Origin of the sequence: Flavobacterium supellecticarium (assembly GCF_004801375.1) — a bacterium.
Lineage (GTDB): Bacteria > Bacteroidota > Bacteroidia > Flavobacteriales > Flavobacteriaceae > Flavobacterium > Flavobacterium supellecticarium.
Window position 1 is genome coordinate 58,993 of sequence record NZ_SSNZ01000001.1, and the last position, 17,970, is coordinate 76,962.

Genomic DNA, 17,970 nt, shown 5'->3' on the forward strand with positions numbered 1-17,970 from the left:
TTGTAAAAAACGGACAATCGCAATGTCGGTTCTAAAATTTTATTTTTTTATAGCATTTTTAGGAGTACGACCATACATGCTTTTGAATTCCCGGATAAAATGAGCCTGATCGTAATAACCATAATCCAAAAAAGAATAATCATTAGGACTATTCGAATCGAAATGCTGTCGTATTGCGTTTTGAAAGCGTATGACCTTACAAAATGTCTTTGTAGAATCACCTAAGTAATAATGGGACAAACGGCGTAATTGCCGCGGACTGATGCCAGCTTCAAGTTCCGTTTCGAGATTCAGATTCCCGGATTTTGTAAAGATGTTGTTGATGGCACTAAAAAAGCGAAAATCGGGTTGTAGCGCCGTACGATTGATCCGGTTCAGGTAGTAATGATCCAGTTGGCGTTTAATGGTTTTGGTATCCTGACCGGGGGTAAAATACATTTTGAAATAGTTGGCTTTTTCCGGTAAAACCAATTGTAGTAATTCGTAACGATGGGATAGTTCGGAAGCATCAATCTGAAAAAGAAGCGGGAACATGGCCGGGTAAAAACGAATACCAATATAATGGAATGTTTTTCCCAATGGAAATTCAGTGCAATGTGCACTAAATCCGCTAATATAAGCTTCTGAAGGATTATTGGGTTCAAAATAAATATCCATACAACCGTCTGCGATTACCTGATAGCTGAATTCATCCTGAAGTTTCTGATTGGTTTTCAATTGCCAGTAGCAATAAATATAAGCGGAAAGCCTGGTATCGGGCGGAAATTCCCGATAGCTCACACCATCAGAAGTGGGCTGTATGGTAGGCTGGATAGGTCTGTATAACCCTTTTATATTGCTATTTATCGTCAAAATGATTGTGATTTGCCGGAATCCGATTAATTTTAAATCTTTGTTACCGGTAAAAATAATGTCTTAAATTTAGAAATGAAAAAAATATACCTATTGTTATTTACTTTTGTTAGTATGACTTCTATGGCGCAACATTTTACAAAAGAAGAAAAAGCTCGTATCTATTCCGGTGACAGAAAACAGAAAATGAAGGTTATTCAGATAACGGAACCTTCGGAGTTGAGCATACTACAATCGGTATCAAAAGATATAAATCCCAACGACAAAGATTTGACAGTACTACTGGAAAGAATGTATCTGGCGGTTACGGATCCGGAAGATGGTGGGGTAGGAATCGCCGCACCTCAGGTTGGAATTAATCGAAATGTAATCTGGGTTCAGCGGTTTGATAAAAGCGGAGAACCATTTGAAGCCTATATCAATCCGGTGATTATCTGGCGTTCCAAATTGCTTCGAAAAGGAAATGAAGGCTGTTTGTCGATTCCGGATCGAAGTGGCGATGTATTCCGCAATTATACGATCCGATTGTCCTATCAGGATATTAAAGGTGTGAAGCAGGAGGAAATTATCGAAGGCTTTACAGCAGTGATTTTCCAGCATGAAACCGATCATCTGAACGGTATTTTGTTTACCGACCGACTGGAGGAACAAACAAAGAATACCTATCACAGTATTAACAATGAGACCTCGTTATATTTAGAAGACCGTTTAAAACGCAAGTAATTATGAAAGTCAGTTTGGGAAGGGTAATTCTCTTAGTGGAAGATTACGACAAAGCATTTGATTTCTATCGCAAAAATTTTTTCTGCAGAAAACTTTACGACGAGACTATGCCAGACGGACAACGCTATGTTCATATTGGTTTTTCCGATAATACTACCGTTGGACTATGGTTGCTTAAAGCTGATGATGCGACCCAGTCGGAACGTATTGGTCACCAAACCGGTGGCCAGCCCACCATTGTAATTTATACCGATAATTGTGAAGACCTTTACCATTATGTTAAGACCAATACGGTCGAAATTATCGAAGGACTCACCGTTACACCCGAAAGTAAGTTTTTTCACTGTAAAGATTTATACGGAAACCGACTTACGGTTGTTGAAGTACTCCACTAACTTTTACTTTTTTTGAACTTCAGACGTTTCGATTGACTTCTTGTTAACGAAATGTTGTGTTTTTAACAACTTGTATTTAAAATTGAAAAAAATATTTTGTAAGGTATTTTTTTATAATTTTTTTGTTAATTTTATAGTGATAACAATTTCCATTGTAAGGTAAATACCTAATACCTACGAGGCTCTAAATTCGTCACTATGAATAATAAAATTGTTAACGTATTACTAGCCAAAGCTTTATTTCTTTTTTTGCTGCCCTATAACCTGCTGGCTCAAAATACCGATAGCTTAAAAATACCGCCAGCTCCGGTTCCGGTTGTTGCTCCGGTAAAATACCCACAAGTTCAGTTTAAAGGCCTATTTCAGGCACGTTATCTGGTAGGACTTACCGATAATGTGGACGTAAATGGTTTACACCATTCCGATGGCAATGTTACCCAAAATTCGTTCGATATTAAAAGAATGCGGGCACAGGTCAGAGCCAAAATATCCGAAAGAACGGAAGTCGTAGCTCTGGTAAATCTGGCCGACTTTAAATCGGATCCCAAAAACAAAGTACTCGAAAACGCCTACCTCAAATATACGTTTAATAACTATTTTGCGATTACCGTTGGCCAATTTCGTCCCTGGTTTGGTATTGAAGAGACCTATCCGGTTGATATTATCAAATCAATGGATTTTTCGAATCAGTATTATGAATTCGGGAAAAATGGCTGGACAAGCTTCCAGATTGGTGCTGCATTAAGTGGTGCGGTAAATATAGGGACTTTACCGATAACGTATTCTTTTTCGGTGGTAAACGGAAATGGCAGGAACCAGGAAATGGACAAAGATAACGGGAAACAATATTCGACCCGGATTGTAATGGGATTGTCTAAGAAGAACAATGTCAACTTTGGATTAAACGCAGGACTTGGCGAGGTTTTTAAAAAAGAAGTATACGCTTTTGGTGCCGATATCACGGCTGATTTTCAACTCACAGATCGCTTGTTTTTCGAAACCCAAATGGAAGCCAAACAAGCCATTAATCACAATCTGTATTTTTCACTACCAGCAGACGAACGCACACCGTATATCAGTAATTACCAGATACGCGGTTTTTATTTTCTGCCCAATCTACGGTACGAAATCAAATATAAAAAACTGAGTGCAATCGAGTTTTCCTGTCGTTATGAATATATGGATTCCAATTTCCGAATCAATTCCAATGTTCGGCAGACACTTGTGCCGATGCTTGGATTCGAATTCCTGAAAGATTATGGTGCCCGGATTCAGTTGGGATTACAAATCGATCGTTTTAAGCACACGATAGACGATACGACTACGCATAACAATAACCTGTTGCTACTACAGGTACAGAGTCGCCTTTAAAAAATATTAATATAAAACTGCTCCCCATGAAAGAAGTTAACATTACCAGGGTTTTGATCACTTTGGCTGCCGGTATTGCTTTATGGCTGATTCCGCAACCGGATGGCGTTACTCCTGAGGCATGGCATTTATTTGCCATTTTTGTAGCCACTATTTTAGGAATCATACTAAAGGCGGCTCCAATGGGAACGATGTGTATGATTGCCATCGGGATCACGGCATTTTCGCAGGTGTTGGCACCGGGTGAAGCCGGTAAATCCATTACATTGGCACTAAGAGGGTTTGGCGATAAAGTCATCTGGCTTATCGGAATTTCGTTTTTTATCGCCCGTGGGTTTATTAAAACCGGATTGGGAAACCGTATTGCCTTTTTGTTTATCCGGATTTTCGGAAAAAGCTCCCTCGGATTAGCCTATGGATTGGGACTGGCCGATTTGTGTCTGGCACCGGCTATTCCGAGTAATACGGCGCGTGGTGGGGGGATCATTTATCCGATTATGAAATCGATGGCTATTAGTTTTGGCTCCGAACCCGATAAACCGGAGACGCACCGCAAATTGGGGTCCTACCTAACGCTAAACAGTTATAATATGAACCTAATCGCGTCGTCTATGTTTTTAACCGGAACGGCCAGTAATCCGATGTGTCAGAAGTTTGCAGCCGATCTGGGGATTACAATTTCCTGGATGTCGTGGGCTATTGCGGCCATTATCCCGGGATTGGTTTCTTTTTTTGTGATTCCGTTCGTGTTGTATAAATTATATCCGCCCGAATTAAAGAAAACTGGCGATGCACCGCAAATGGCCGCCAAAAAACTAACGGAAATGGGACCGGTTACCCGTAACGAATGGCTAATGTTACTGGCGTTCTTCATTTTGTTGTTTTTATGGATCACCGGAGATTTATTTTCAATTGATGCAACAACAACGGCTTTTATCGGTTTGATTATGCTATTACTGACGTCTGTATTGACCTGGGAAGATATTAAATCGGAAAAAGGAGCCTGGGATACGATTGTTTGGTTTTCGGTTTTGGTAATGATGGCCAGTTCGCTAAATGAATTGGGTTTTATCGGATGGTTTAGTAACCTGGTAAAAGTACAGATTGGCGATTTAAGCTGGCAGATTGCCTTTCCGGTGATCATTCTGGTTTATTTTTTCAGTCATTATTTGTTTGCGAGTGCTACGGCGCATGTGGCAGCGATGTATGCGGCTTTGCTAGGCGTAGGTGTTTCGATGGGTATTCCGGGACTTTTACTGGCTTTTATGTTGGGTTTTATCGGGTCTTTATACGGAACATTAACACATTACGGTCACGGGCCGGCGCCGGTATTCTTCGGAAGCGGTTATGTCGATTTGAAAAATTGGTGGCTCCGCGGACTCGAAACCGGTTTGATCTTACTACTCATCTATATGACCATTGGCGGACTATGGATGAAAATTATTGGTTACTATTAATTTAAAAGAATATAGCATGCAATCACTTACAAGAAAAATTTTGATGTGCCTGACGGGGTTGTTTTTGTGTTTCTTTCTGATCATTCATCTTTTGGGAAATCTGCAACTGTTCCTACCGGCCAAAACAGCACAATTACAGTTTAACGCCTATTCGCATTTTCTATCGGGAAATCTGTTTATCAAAATGGTGTCCTACGTGCTCTACGCGTCCATTATTCTCCATGCGCTGTACGCTTTGGTAATTACGATGAAAAACAAACAGTCGGGCGGAAGTTATAAAACGGATAACCGCGGTAGAGCCAGTAAATGGTACAGTCGGAATATGGGTATGTTGGGAACGGTTTTATTAGTTTTTCTGATCATTCATTTTAAAAATTTCTGGTACGAATATAAATTCGGAGTGTTACCAATGGATGCCAACGGTAATAAAGACCTGTACACGCTGGTGGTAACAACCTATCAGGAAGGATGGTATGTAGTGATCTATGTGATAGCGATGATCGCATTGGGGTATCATCTTTTGCATGGTTTTTTCAGTGCTATCCGGACTTTGGGTGTATTTCATCCCAAGTTTGTACGATGGATCCGCTATTTCGGAATCGGTTATTCGCTGATGATTAGCCTTGGATTTGCCATTATTCCGGTGTATGTCTACTTTCTAAATGCTAAATAAAAAATGATGGGATATGAATATGGATGCTAAAATACCGGGAGGACCGCTCGAAGAAAAATGGTCCAATTATAAAAAGAATGCCAAACTGGTCAATCCGGCCAACCGTAAAAAAATCGATGTGATTGTGGTGGGAACCGGATTGGCGGGAAGTTCTATTGCCGCTTCGTTGGGCGAAATGGGCTATAATGTAAAATCGTTTTGCTTTCAGGATAGTGCGCGACGAGCACATTCTGTTGCGGCTCAGGGTGGTGTCAATGCGGCTAAAAATTATAAAAACGATGGCGATAGTGTGTACCGGATGTTTGTTGATACCTTAAAAGGAGGCGATTTCAGAGCCCGTGAAGCCAATGTATATCGTATGGCGGAATGTTCGCTAAATCTGATCGATCAGGCCGTAGCACAAGGCGTTCCGTTTGGTCGGGAGTATGGTGGTTACCTGAACAATCGTTCTTTTGGTGGCGTACAGGTGAGTCGGACGTTTTATGCCCGCGGTCAAACAGGTCAGCAATTATTAATTGGAGCCTATCAGGCATTGATGCGCCAGGTACATAAAAAAACGGTGCAATTGTTTACCCGTCATGAAATGCTCGATTTGGTGGTGATCGATGGAAAGGCGAGGGGCATTATTGTGAGAAACTTGGATACCGGAGAAATCGAAAGACATGCAGCGCATGCGGTGGTGCTGGCTACCGGCGGATTTGGTAAAATTTATTATTTGTCGACGTTGGCAATGGGATGCAACGGTTCGGCGATTTGGAGAGCACATAAAAAAGGCGCCCTGATGGCGAGTCCGAGTTGGACACAAATTCATCCGACATCATTGCCACAATCGGGTGATTACCAATCGAAACTGACGTTAATGTCGGAATCCCTGCGGAATGACGGGCGGATATGGGTACCGTTACGAGAAAACGAACAGCGTGAAGCCAATGCCATTCCGGAGGAAGAACGCGATTATTACCTCGAACGGCGTTATCCGGCTTTTGGAAATCTGGCGCCAAGGGATATTTCGTCCCGCGCAGCGAAAGAACGGATCGATGCAGGATTTGGCGTAGGCGCGTTAAAAAATGCGGTTTATCTGGATTTTTCCAAAGCAATCCGGGAACAGGGTGTGGCTAAAATCAAAGAGAAATACGGAAACCTGTTCGATATGTATCGGAAAATTACCGGGATCGATGCCTATAAAGAACCGATGATGATTTCGCCGGCAGCGCATTTTTCGATGGGCGGATTGTGGGTCGATTATGAACTGATGACGACCATTCCGGGGCTTTTTGCTTTGGGCGAAGCCAATTTTGCCGATCATGGGGCAAACCGACTGGGAGCGAATTCGTTATTACAAGCTTCAGTCGACGGGTATTTTATAGCGCCGTATACGATGGCCAATTACCTTTCGGGTGAAATTCATACCGGAAAAATTCCAACGGATCATCCGGCTTTTGACGAAGCCGAAAAGCAGGTGAAAGAACAGTTGGAGCGTTTTGTCCATTCAAAAGGAACTAAAACGGTCGATCAGTACCATAAAACATTAGGTAAGCTGTTATATGATTATTGTGGACTTTCGCGTAATGAATCGGGCTTACAGTTTGCAATTGCCGAAATCCGGAAGTTGCGAAACGAGTTCTACGAAAATGTCCATATTCCGGGAACGGTCGATACGATGAATGCCGAGCTGGAAAAAGCCGGTCGTGTAGCCGATTATCTGGAAATAGGAGAATTGATGTGCTACGACGCTTTAACGCGGAAGGAATCCTGCGGTGCACATTTCCGCGAAGAATACCAAACACCCGACGGAGAAGCTATGCGAAACGATGCTGATTTTCAGTTTATTTCCGCCTGGGAATGGCGTGGAAAAGATAATGAACCTACATTGCATAAAGAGCCATTGGTATTCGAAAATGTAAAACCTATTGTAAGAAGCTACAAATAATTAAAGGGAAAGGACTATGAAATTACACCTGAAAATTTGGAGACAAAAAGATAAAAATACACAGGGAAAACTGGTCGATTATTGGTTGGAAGACGTTAATCCGCATATGTCGTTCCTGGAAATGTTGGATACGCTTAACGAAAAACTAGTGCTTTCGGATGAAATGCCCGTTGAGTTTGATCACGATTGCCGGGAAGGAATCTGCGGACAATGTGGCGTGATGATAAACGGACTGGCACATGGTCCGCTAAAAAACACCACGACTTGTCAGTTGCATTTGCGGGAATTTAAGGATGGGGAAACAATTGTGATCGAACCATTTCGTTCCAAAGCCTTTCCGGTTAAAAAAGACCTCAAAGTCGATCGTGCTGCTTTTGACCGGATTATTGCTTCCGGCGGATTTGTATCGGTTAATACCGGACAAGCACCGGAAGCCAATAGCATTCCGATAAACCACGAAACAGCAGAATCTGCTTTCGATTCGGCTGCTTGTATCGGATGTGGAGCCTGTGTGGCGACTTGTAAAAACGGAAGCGCAGCCTTGTTTACGTCGGCTAAAATTTCGCATATGGCGAAACTGCCGCAGGGTAAAGAGGAAAGAGAACATCGCGTACTCAATATGGTGCATCAGATGGACAATGAAGATTTCGGACATTGTTCGAATACGGAAGCCTGCGAAGTAGAATGCCCACAGAGTATATCGGTACTGAATATCGCGCAGATGAATTACGAATACAACCGGGCAAAAGTTCTGAAAAAGTAGACGCACACTGTTATATATTTCTAAAAAGGGGAATGATGGAGGTTAAGGCTTCCATCTTTTTTTAGGATTATAATTTAGTTATGATTATTTCGAGGTTATTTTTAACAGTTTTAGTAGTTATAAATTATAAATTTGCATTTCAATAGTTTTTATAATGATAACAACAGCGACGGAACCCACAACATTAGAACAGTACTTCCAACAATTCCGAAAAAATATTATCGGAATTGATCAGGAATTCGAATCCCCTTTCGGAAAACAAAAAATTATTTATACCGACTGGACGGCCAGTGGACGTTTGTATCGTCCGATCGAAGAAAAACTGATTAACGATTTTGGTCCTTTTGTCGCGAATACACATACCGAAACGACGGTTTCCGGAACTGCCATGACAATGGCTTACCATGAAGCGCGACATATTATCAAAAAACATGTAAACAGCAATCAGGATGATGTGCTAATTGTTGATGGTTCGGGAATGACGGGTGTAATTAATAAGTTTCAGCGTATTTTGGGATTAAAAGTTCCTGAAAACTTACAGAAATACACGCAGATACCGGACGAGAAAAAACCGGTTGTTTTTATTTCGCATATGGAACACCATTCCAACCAAACATCCTGGCTGGAAACCATTGCAAAAGTGGAGGTAATTCCGGCTTGCGAACAGGGATTGATTTGTCTGGATAGCTTCCGCAGTCTCTTGGAAGAATACAAAGACCGTACATTAAAAATTGCTTCGGTTACGGCTTGTTCTAACGTAACGGGAATCCGTACACCGTATCACGAAATCGCAAAAATGATCCACGAATACAATGGTGTTTGTTTTGTCGATTTTGCCTGTTCGGCACCTTATGTAAAAATTGACATGCATCCGGCCGATAATCCGGAAGGGTATCTGGACGCTATTTTTATGTCGCCACACAAATTCCTGGGCGGACCAGGTACGTCGGGTGTGTTGGTATTTAATAAAAAACTATACAAAAATATGATCCCGGACTGCCCGGGTGGCGGTACAGTGAGTTGGACGAATCCTTGGGGCGAACACAAATATCTGGATAATATCGAAGAACGCGAAGATGGTGGTACCCCCGGCTTTTTACAGGTAATCAAAACCGCTTTAGCTGTGAAGCTAAAAGAACAAATGGGGATTGATAATATACTGAAACGCGAACATGAAATTATCGAACAGGTTTTTGCCCGCTTAAAAAGTGTACCGAATATTAACATTCTGGCCGGACAACACGAAGATCGCCTTGGTGTGGTTTCGTTTTATATCAACGAACTGCATTTTAATCTGGGTGTAAAAATACTAAACGATAAATTTGGTATTCAAACCCGTGGCGGTTGCAGTTGTGCCGGTACGTACGGACACTATCTGTTACACGTTGATCAGGAAACATCGCATTATCTTACCGATAAAATTACTTCTGGTGACTTAATCGAAAAACCGGGATGGATTAGAATGTCCATTCACCCAACAACGACGACCGATGAGGTGGACTATGTTTGTAACAGTTTACAGGCGTTAGCCGAGAATCATAAAGAATGGAGCAAGGATTACGAATACAACAAAAAATCAAATGAGTTTGTGCATAAACAAGCATTGCATTCCGAAAAAGAAATGGTCGAAAACTGGTTTCAACTATAAAAAACAAAGCCCTGATGATTAATTCAGGGCTTTTTTAATTCTTGGCGATCGATCCGATTGTTTGTCGCGGTGTTTCCAGCGTTTGTGTGTCCAGAGATAAAATTCCGGAGCTTCGTAAATTTGCGCTTCAACCATTCGTAAATATGTCGAGGTAATTTCATAATTCGGAACTTCCTTTGGGTTTTCAGATAACGGAACAAAAGTAGCCTGATAATGACCTCTTTTGACCTTTTGTACTTTTACAAAAACCAAGGATAAATCCAGTTTTTTGGCCAACATTTCGGCACCGGTGAATACCGGTACATTTATGCCCATAAAAGTGTCGAAATAATTCGTACGGTGTAATTGCGGCGACTGATCACTCGCAAATCCGTAGAACCCTTTTATATTATTGATCTCGTTACGACGAATGGCATCAACCGTTTCTTTGGCTTCAATTACGGTAGAATTAAAACGGGAGCGAATATCGCGGATTAGTTTGTCAAAATATTTGTTTTGTATTTTTTTGTAAACGGCAAATGTTCGGAAATTAATGTATTTATCGATAATGATCAGCCATTCCCAACTGGCATAATGTGCGCACATCATAATAATACTTTTGTTTTTTTTCTCCATTTCCTGAACCAGCTCGATATTGGTGAAAACAAAACGTTTTTTCATTTCGGCTTCTGAGATGGTCATCGTTTTTACCATTTCTAAAAACATATCACACATATGCTGGAAAAACTTTCGTTCAATACGACGGCGTTCCTGTTCCGATAAATGGGGTAAAGTATCGGCTAAATTTTTTCGCACGGTCTTTTTTCGATATCCGATAACATGGTATACTATAAAATAAATACAGTCCGAAAGCAGATAAAAAACAGGAAAAGGAAGCATAGAGACACACCATAAAAACGGGTATGCTATTATATAGAGTATAAACTGCATTTTAAATTATTTTTTACAAATATACCTTTTAAAAATATTTTTACCATTCCAAATTAACATTACCTAAACAAACAATGTGTATTTTTACACAAAGAAAATAATAGAGCAGCATGAATCCTGTATTGTTAGTGATTATTGCGATTAATGTAATCGTAAGTTTTAAAGGATTTAACGATCCGGCTTTTTTTAGAAAATACGAATTTCATATCGGTAGTATTCGTGCCGGAGAACAGATCAGAATGTTTTCGTCTTCTTTTCTACACGCCGATATTGCCCATCTGGCGTTTAACATGATAACCCTTTTCTTTTTTGCACCCGTGGTACTACACGATTTGGGAACGCTTTCGTTTTTGATTATCTATATCGGAAGTTTACTGTGCGGAAGTTTACTGACGTTGTATTTTCATAAAGATGATTATTATTACAGAGCGATTGGTGCTTCGGGCGCCGTAACAGGAATATTGTATTCGGCTATATTATTACGTCCGGACATGACGCTAGGCTTGTATTTTATTATTCCGGTTCCGGCCTATTTGTTCGGAATTGGTTATTTATTGTATTCGATTTATGGGATGAAAGCCAAAAACGATAATATCGGACACGTAGCGCATTTTGGCGGCGCGATTGGTGGTTATGTGATTACAATTGCCAAAGTACCAGAAATGTTAACCGAAAATACGCTAATGGTAATCCTGTTGGCCATACCAATTATTATCCTGTTTTTTCTGACGAAAACAGGGAAGTTGTAAATTTTGGCATCACATTTGATTTATACGATTTAACTTTAAAAGCACAAAAATGAAAAAATTAGCAGTATTCGCAGTAGCCTTATTTATGGCAACCGTTACAACAAACGCACAGGAAATGAAAACACAACCTCAGATAATTGTTTCCGGAGAAGGAAAAATTAAAGTAACCCCAGACTATGTGATTATCAACGTAGGAGTGGAGAATACCGGTGATCAGGCCGCTGATGTAAAAAAGAAAAACGATATCGCAATTGATGCGGTAATCAAATACCTGAAAAAAGCAAAATTGCCGGAATCGGATTTTCAGACCAAACAGGTTCAGTTAAACAAAACGTACGATTACGAAAAGAAAAAACATTACTTTACAGCTAGTCAGACGATTTCTATTACCTTAAAAGATTTGTCTAAATACGATACGATGATGTTAGGATTAGTAGATTCCGGTATCAATGTAATCAACGGAGTGGATTTCAGATCGACTAAAGTAGCTGAATACGAATCACAGGCACGTGTTAAAGCAGTTCAGAATGCTAAAGCTAAAGCACAGGATTATGCCGGTGCTTTAAACCAGAAAATGGGGAAAGCGATTTTAGTATCTGATAATTCATCGACCTATTACCCAAGACCGTATATGGCGGCCATGAAAATGTCGGCTGATACGGAAATGTCAAGAGAAACTTTGGCTATCGGTGAAATCGAAGTAACAGCAAACGTAACGATCAACTACGCTTTAGACTAGTAAAGTGTCTTACATAAATAAAAAACGGCTTCATTGAAGCCGTTTTTTATTTATAAACCTGTAAGAATTGTTGTTTTCGAATTATTTTGACCCAATTCATAAGCTAAATCTTCAATCAATCTGTTTTTTCTATGTTGGTATTGTCCCAGCATCATAGCTACATCATTATGACTCAAATGTAACTGGATCATTTCGTTTACAATACGAATTTCGTCCAGTAAATCGATGATTTTATATAGTTTAGCTTTATTCATAGTACTAATTTAGTGTTTTTTTACGGATTAAAAGTGTATTTCTAAAAAACCTTTAGGACTTTTTCGTCCATAATTATCCCGTTTTGTTTTACTGAAAAGAGTCATCCAATAGGCTTTATCGCTTTTATAAAGGAATAAATTATCGTGGTCTTGAGGGATTACGGTTAGGATATAGGCATCTACACCATATTTTTTGAGAGCCGCTTCCTTTTCAAAATTCTGTAATTCCTTTTCAAATTCTATTTTTTTGCTAAGATCAATAAAAGTGATTAGGTCGATATCTCTTGGATTATTGATGTTTGTAGCAAAAGAGCCGTCAATCCATTGTTTTAAAGAGGTAACTTTTAATGTTCGCTTTAGAGCGTTGGAATAGGTAACATATTTTTTAAAAATGCTTTGTCGGGTTTGGGATGAAATTCTATTAACAAAGTGATGCTGAAAGTCTTCCAAAGATATTATAATATTGGTATCAGGGATTAAAAAGCCGCTTGGATTGAACTGTATCATAAGGCTTATAACTAATAAGATATAATATATTGAAAATAAAAGGACCTGAAATAAAATGTCGGGTTTTGACACCGATTACGACTATAATGACATTCCGTTTTAAACCGTAATAGGGTGTTTGGAGTACTTTCATACCTGACAGGTTTGCGAAACCTGTCAGGTTTAACATCGAAAACGACTGGTATAAGGTGAAAATGTTTATGTAATCATTTGAGTACGATTTCTTTACATTTTTTCGATCGTTTAAATTTTTCAATTTTCAAGAATTGTCTATTTTTGCACATGCAACACAACGTACTTATTTTAGATTTCGGGTCGCAATACACACAGCTTATTGCGAGAAGAGTTCGCGAATTAAATATTTTCTGCGAAATTTTTCCTTACAATCACTTTCCGGGTGATTTATCAAGTTATAAAGCGGTTATCCTTTCCGGTAGCCCGTATTCCGTAAGATCAGAAGACGCTCCACATCCTGATTTGTCTCAAATCAGAGGTAAAATGCCGTTATTAGCCGTTTGTTACGGTGCACAATACCTGGCACATTTTAGTGGTGGAGAAGTAGCACCTTCCAATATCCGTGAATACGGACGTGCCAACCTATCTTTTGTTAAAGACGATGAATTGTTCTTTGATGAAGTAGCATTGAACAGTCAGGTTTGGATGAGCCATAGCGATACGATTAAACAATTACCAACGAACGGTATACGCCTGGCCAGTACCAAAGATGTGGAAAACGCAGCCTACCGTATTGATGGTGAAACAACATATGCAATTCAGTTCCACCCGGAAGTATATCACTCAACCGACGGAAAACAAATGTTGGAAAACTTCCTGGTAAAAATTGCTGAAGTACCGCAAACGTTCACGCCAAAAGCCTTTGTAGAGGAAATCGTAGAAGAAATGCGCGAAAAAATAAAAGGTGACAAGGTTGTTTTAGGACTTTCTGGCGGTGTCGACTCAACCGTGGCAGCCGTATTGTTAAATAAAGCAATCGGCGAAAACCTATACTGTATCTTCGTGAATAACGGACTTTTACGTAAAAATGAATTCGAAAGTGTATTGGAACAATACAAAGGAATGGGATTAAATGTAAAAGGAGTAGACGCCTCGGCACGTTTTTTGAATGAATTGGCAGGAATTGAAGATCCGGAGTTAAAACGTAAAACAATCGGACGCGTGTTCATTGAAGTATTTGACGATGAAGCCCATCTGATCGAAGATGTAAAATGGCTGGCTCAGGGAACGATTTACCCGGATGTAATCGAATCGGTATCGGTTAAAGGACCATCGGCTACAATTAAATCACACCATAATGTGGGTGGTTTACCGGATTATATGAAATTACAAATCGTAGAACCACTTCGAATGTTGTTTAAAGACGAAGTGCGTAGAGTAGGTGCTACATTGGGAATCAGTCCGGATTTATTAGGAAGACACCCATTCCCGGGACCAGGTTTATCGATCCGTATTTTAGGAGATATTACACCGGAAAAAGTTCAGATTCTACAAGATGTGGATGCGATCTTTATCGAAGGTTTAAAATCACACGGATTATATGATAAGGTATGGCAGGCGGGCGCAATACTCCTTCCTGTAAATAGCGTAGGAGTTATGGGAGACGAGCGTACCTATGAAAAAGTGGTGGCATTACGTGCGGTGGAATCAACTGATGGAATGACGGCCGACTGGGTGCATTTGCCGTATGATTTCCTAATGAAAATATCAAACGAAATTATCAATAAAGTGAAAGGGGTAAACCGGGTTGTTTACGATATCAGCTCCAAACCGCCGGCCACTATTGAATGGGAATAAAAAGAAAAGTAAATTCTGAATAAGTCGTTATAAAATTCTAACTTTATAACGACTTATTCGCGTAAAAAAAGTAGTATGAAACATTTTGTAACTGTTGTAATTTCAGGATTGTTCCTGTCGAATGTTGCCTTTGCGCAAACCAAAAATTACATCGAACATAAGGTAGAAAAAGGGGAAACGGTAGTGCAGATTGCCAAGAAGTACAGTGTAACGCCTTATGATATTTATCGGATGAATCCCGATTCGCAAAACGGATTAAAGGAAAATACGAAAATACTGGTTCCGACAGGAGTCGGCAAAATGCTTGCTGCTAAAGCAGACGATAAAAAAGCACCGTTTAAAGAGGTGGTAAAAGATAAGGTCAAAGAAGCGGTTGCGACTAAAACCATCACTCATACGGTAGAACCAAAAGAAGGGGTATACGGTATCGCAAAAAAATACGGAACCACTATTGAAGCGATTTATAAAAGCAATCCGTCTGTTGAAAAAGAAGGATTGAAAATCGGTCAGGTGTTAACGATTAACGTGCCAAAAACCGACAAAGAGCCGGTTAAAAATACGGTTCAGGAAGTGAAACAATCACTTGTATCAACCAATGGTAAAACCTTGTACCATATAGTTGAAGCCAAAGAAACCAAATTTGGTATCGCTAAAAAATACGGACTATCGGTTTCGGAACTGGAAGACCTGAACCCGGCGATCAAAGAGAATCTGGAAATCGGATACAATCTTAGATTGAGTAAAAACGTTCCGGCGGTTCAGAAAACCATAGAAAAAGAAATCGAAAAAGTTGCTGTAAACAACAAATACATGACCTACGAGGTAAAACCAAAGGAAACCATGTACCGTTTGACAAAATCGTCCGGTTTATCGGAAGAACAGCTTATCGCATTAAATCCGGAATTAAAAGATGGTGTTAAAGCCGGAATGCAGCTGAAAATGCCGAATACATCCAAATTTGACGACGTTAAAGCTAATAAAGTATCGGTTGATATCGTAAAAACGCTGAAAAAAGACAACGAAAAAGAGTTGGTATTGTTTATGCCGTTTAATCTGGATCGTATTGCATCCGACTCGGTTCGTACCACTCAGGAACGCTTGCGTTCGGATAAATTCCTGAACATGACACTGGATTTTTATGCCGGTGCTTTAATAGCGATCGACTCAGCGCGTGCGTTGGGATTACCGGTTAAGGTTCGAATTTTTGATTCGAAAGAAACAAAAAACAACTCGGCTGTTGCGGCAGTTATCGATAAAAACAATTTTTCGAATACCGATGCCGTTATCGGTCCATTTTTCCAGTCGAATGTGGAAAATACCGCAAGCTTGTTAAGTCAGTACAATACACCGGTGATTTCGCCATTGTCGAATGAAAAAGGAAAACCCTATTCGAATCTTTTTCAATCGATGCCGAATTCAGATGATGTAAAACGCAAGATGTTCGACTATATGCAATCTAAAAACGGAAACATTATTGCGATTGTCGATCCGAAAAAAGGTTCTTCACGACAATTTCTAAAAGAAAATTACCCATCGGTACGATTGGCAGAATTAAACGAAAAAGGTGCTGTGACATTGGAAAACATCAAAAGTTTGATGGAAGCCGATAAAGTGAATTTTGTGATTCTGGAAACCGAAAGCAAAACACTGGTGTTGAATTCACTGAATATTTTGGTAAGTGCTTTGTCGCAATTCCAGGTACAATTGGTAACGCTGGAGAAAAACGAAACTCTGGATTTTGATGAAATTCCGTTGAGTCGTTTAACGAAACTACGCTTATTGTATCCGTCGGTAACCAAAGATAACGAAACACCGGAGGCTTTGGTTTTTGCCAATACCTTTAAAAAGAAAAACAATATTTTCCCGAACCGTTTTGCAACCCGTGGTTTCGATGTAACGTTCGATGTAATTGTGCGTATGTTCCAGGAAAACGGATTTAAAGAATCGGTAAATGAAAATGCTTCCGAACAGGTGGAAAATAAATTTGACTATACCAGTTTGGGTGGTGGTTACTACAATACCGGTGTGTATATTATGAATTATAATGACGATTTAACTGTTAAAGAAGCAAAATAATGACCTCAAAAGTAACCTATCTGGGCGATTTAAGAACATCGTCTATCCATTTACAATCCGGAAGTGAAATTATTTCCGATGCGCCGGTAGATAACAACGGAAAAGGGGAAGCGTTCTCGCCAACCGATACAGTAGCCAATGCTTTGGCAAGTTGTATGTTTACCGTAATGGGAATTAAAGCTCGTTCTATGGATGTGGATTTTTCCGGATCGACGGCCGAAGTAACCAAAATCATGCAAGCGGAACCGCGTAAAATTTCAGAAATCCAGGTGATTTTCCATATGGATATCGAAGCCGATGCTAAAACCAGAACAATTTTGGAAAGAACCGCATTAACCTGTCCGGTGTATTTGAGTTTAAACCCGGATATCAAAAAAGTGATAACCTTTAACTGGAAATAATGATAAAAAAAGAACAGGATTACAACATGTTAGACTGGTGGAAAAAAGTAATGATCGATAATTATGCTACCTTTTCCGGTCGTGCCAGACGTTCTGAATATTGGTATTTTATGTTGTTTCACATTGTCATTATGTTTTCATTGTGGATGGGACTTTTCATTGCTATCGGTATTGGATCTTGGGAGATCGGTATGTTAAGTGTTGCTCTTTTGGGCTTGTATATTTTAGCGACGTTTCTTCCATCGCTGGCGGTTACAGCGAGAAGACTACATGATGTGAATAAAAGTGGATGGATGTATCTGATTAGTTTGATTCCGTTTGGATCGTTTGTGCTGTTATATTATATGGTATTGGACGGTGATCGCGGAAGAAACGATTATGGGGAAGACCCGAAAATGCCGGTTGGAAGAAGTTCAATTTCTCAAATTGGAAGGGAATAATGTTTCCGGATAAACAAAAAGAACTACTAATAAAATTAGCGCATACCAAAATGCCCTTTGGAAAATACGAAGGGCGTTTTCTTATCGACCTACCCGAATACTATGTCGTATGGTATCACAATAAAGGTTTTCCAAAAGGACAACTGGGCGAACAACTACAGTTGGTATACGAATTAAAATTAAACGGACTGGAAGAATTGGTGCGAAACATCAAAAGGAATTTCCCAAAACCGTAACCGATTTATTAACG

At 39.9% G+C, this 17,970-nt stretch carries 19 protein-coding genes; 15 read left to right on the plus strand and 4 right to left on the minus strand.

Going from position 1 to position 17,970, the window contains the following annotated elements:
- Positions 1 to 39 precede the first annotated feature (39 nt).
- Positions 40 to 852, minus strand: a complete 813-nt coding sequence (locus E6C50_RS00300) for an AraC family transcriptional regulator (protein WP_211089507.1) — start codon at positions 850 to 852, stop codon at positions 40 to 42.
- Positions 853 to 927: 75 nt separating this feature from the next.
- Here E6C50_RS00300 and def point away from each other — a divergent pair, with 75 nt between their 5' ends.
- The 8 genes from def to E6C50_RS00340 all read left to right on the plus strand — a co-directional run bounded on the left by def (position 928) and on the right by E6C50_RS00340 (position 9,812).
- Positions 928 to 1,575, plus strand: coding sequence for a peptide deformylase (gene def / locus E6C50_RS00305; RefSeq protein ID WP_136401213.1), 648 nt, complete (start codon positions 928 to 930; stop codon positions 1,573 to 1,575).
- 2 nt (positions 1,576 to 1,577) lie between these two features.
- On the plus strand, positions 1,578 to 1,970 hold the full coding sequence (locus E6C50_RS00310) for a VOC family protein (protein ID WP_136401214.1): 393 nt from the start codon (positions 1,578 to 1,580) through the stop codon (positions 1,968 to 1,970).
- Positions 1,971 to 2,168: 198 nt separating this feature from the next.
- Positions 2,169 to 3,341, plus strand: coding sequence for a porin (locus E6C50_RS00315; protein WP_136401215.1), 1,173 nt, complete (start codon positions 2,169 to 2,171; stop codon positions 3,339 to 3,341).
- 26 nt (positions 3,342 to 3,367) lie between these two features.
- On the plus strand, positions 3,368 to 4,798 hold the full coding sequence (locus tag E6C50_RS00320; RefSeq protein WP_136401216.1) for an anion permease: 1,431 nt from the start codon (positions 3,368 to 3,370) through the stop codon (positions 4,796 to 4,798).
- Positions 4,799 to 4,814: 16 nt separating this feature from the next.
- Positions 4,815 to 5,471 carry a succinate dehydrogenase cytochrome b subunit gene (locus tag E6C50_RS00325; protein WP_136401217.1) on the plus strand — a complete coding sequence of 219 codons (657 nt, stop codon included), beginning with the start codon at positions 4,815 to 4,817 and terminating at the stop codon, positions 5,469 to 5,471.
- Positions 5,472 to 5,484: 13 nt separating this feature from the next.
- A complete protein-coding gene (locus tag E6C50_RS00330; protein WP_136401218.1) occupies positions 5,485 to 7,401 on the plus strand; it encodes a fumarate reductase/succinate dehydrogenase flavoprotein subunit in 1,917 nt (638 codons plus the stop codon).
- 16 nt (positions 7,402 to 7,417) lie between these two features.
- A complete protein-coding gene (locus E6C50_RS00335; protein WP_136401219.1) occupies positions 7,418 to 8,164 on the plus strand; it encodes a succinate dehydrogenase/fumarate reductase iron-sulfur subunit in 747 nt (248 codons plus the stop codon).
- Between the two features lie 154 nt (positions 8,165 to 8,318).
- The gene (locus E6C50_RS00340; protein WP_136401220.1) at positions 8,319 to 9,812 is read left to right on the plus strand and encodes an aminotransferase class V-fold PLP-dependent enzyme; all 1,494 of its coding nucleotides are present in this window, start codon (positions 8,319 to 8,321) and stop codon (positions 9,810 to 9,812) included.
- An 18-nt stretch (positions 9,813 to 9,830) separates the two neighbouring features.
- On the opposite strand, the gene E6C50_RS00345 is transcribed toward E6C50_RS00340, so the two are convergent.
- Positions 9,831 to 10,742, minus strand: a complete 912-nt coding sequence (locus E6C50_RS00345) for a lysophospholipid acyltransferase family protein (RefSeq protein WP_136401221.1) — start codon at positions 10,740 to 10,742, stop codon at positions 9,831 to 9,833.
- Between the two features lie 110 nt (positions 10,743 to 10,852).
- Here E6C50_RS00345 and E6C50_RS00350 point away from each other — a divergent pair, with 110 nt between their 5' ends.
- Together E6C50_RS00350 and E6C50_RS00355 are read left to right on the plus strand one after the other, a co-directional pair.
- Positions 10,853 to 11,491, plus strand: a complete 639-nt coding sequence (locus tag E6C50_RS00350) for a rhomboid family intramembrane serine protease (RefSeq protein ID WP_136401222.1) — start codon at positions 10,853 to 10,855, stop codon at positions 11,489 to 11,491.
- A gap of 49 nt (positions 11,492 to 11,540) precedes the next feature.
- Positions 11,541 to 12,230 (plus strand): SIMPL domain-containing protein, encoded by a 690-nt coding sequence (locus tag E6C50_RS00355; RefSeq protein WP_136401223.1) that lies wholly within the window; start codon positions 11,541 to 11,543, stop codon positions 12,228 to 12,230.
- A 50-nt stretch (positions 12,231 to 12,280) separates the two neighbouring features.
- On the opposite strand, the gene E6C50_RS00360 is transcribed toward E6C50_RS00355, so the two are convergent.
- Together E6C50_RS00360 and E6C50_RS00365 are read right to left on the minus strand one after the other, a co-directional pair.
- Positions 12,281 to 12,484, minus strand: a complete 204-nt coding sequence (locus tag E6C50_RS00360; RefSeq protein WP_136401224.1) for a hypothetical protein — start codon at positions 12,482 to 12,484, stop codon at positions 12,281 to 12,283.
- A gap of 27 nt (positions 12,485 to 12,511) precedes the next feature.
- Positions 12,512 to 12,991, minus strand: a complete 480-nt coding sequence (locus E6C50_RS00365) for a DUF6932 family protein (protein WP_136401225.1) — start codon at positions 12,989 to 12,991, stop codon at positions 12,512 to 12,514.
- Between the two features lie 282 nt (positions 12,992 to 13,273).
- Between E6C50_RS00365 and guaA the strand changes: the two genes are divergently transcribed.
- From guaA to E6C50_RS00390, 5 genes are all read left to right on the plus strand, one after another.
- Positions 13,274 to 14,803 (plus strand): glutamine-hydrolyzing GMP synthase, encoded by a 1,530-nt coding sequence (gene guaA / locus E6C50_RS00370; protein WP_136401226.1) that lies wholly within the window; start codon positions 13,274 to 13,276, stop codon positions 14,801 to 14,803.
- A 75-nt stretch (positions 14,804 to 14,878) separates the two neighbouring features.
- Positions 14,879 to 16,879 carry a PBP1 and LysM peptidoglycan-binding domain-containing protein gene (locus E6C50_RS00375; RefSeq protein WP_136401227.1) on the plus strand — a complete coding sequence of 667 codons (2,001 nt, stop codon included), beginning with the start codon at positions 14,879 to 14,881 and terminating at the stop codon, positions 16,877 to 16,879.
- Complete coding sequence (locus tag E6C50_RS00380) at positions 16,879 to 17,280, plus strand: OsmC family protein (protein WP_136401228.1); 402 nt, start codon at positions 16,879 to 16,881, stop codon at positions 17,278 to 17,280. The genes E6C50_RS00375 and E6C50_RS00380 overlap by 1 nt, the downstream gene beginning before the upstream one ends.
- Positions 17,280 to 17,720 carry a DUF805 domain-containing protein gene (locus tag E6C50_RS00385; RefSeq protein WP_230978923.1) on the plus strand — a complete coding sequence of 147 codons (441 nt, stop codon included), beginning with the start codon at positions 17,280 to 17,282 and terminating at the stop codon, positions 17,718 to 17,720. The genes E6C50_RS00380 and E6C50_RS00385 overlap by 1 nt, the downstream gene beginning before the upstream one ends.
- Positions 17,720 to 17,956 (plus strand): DUF3820 family protein, encoded by a 237-nt coding sequence (locus tag E6C50_RS00390; RefSeq protein ID WP_136401229.1) that lies wholly within the window; start codon positions 17,720 to 17,722, stop codon positions 17,954 to 17,956. The genes E6C50_RS00385 and E6C50_RS00390 overlap by 1 nt, the downstream gene beginning before the upstream one ends.
- Positions 17,957 to 17,970 lie beyond the last annotated feature (14 nt).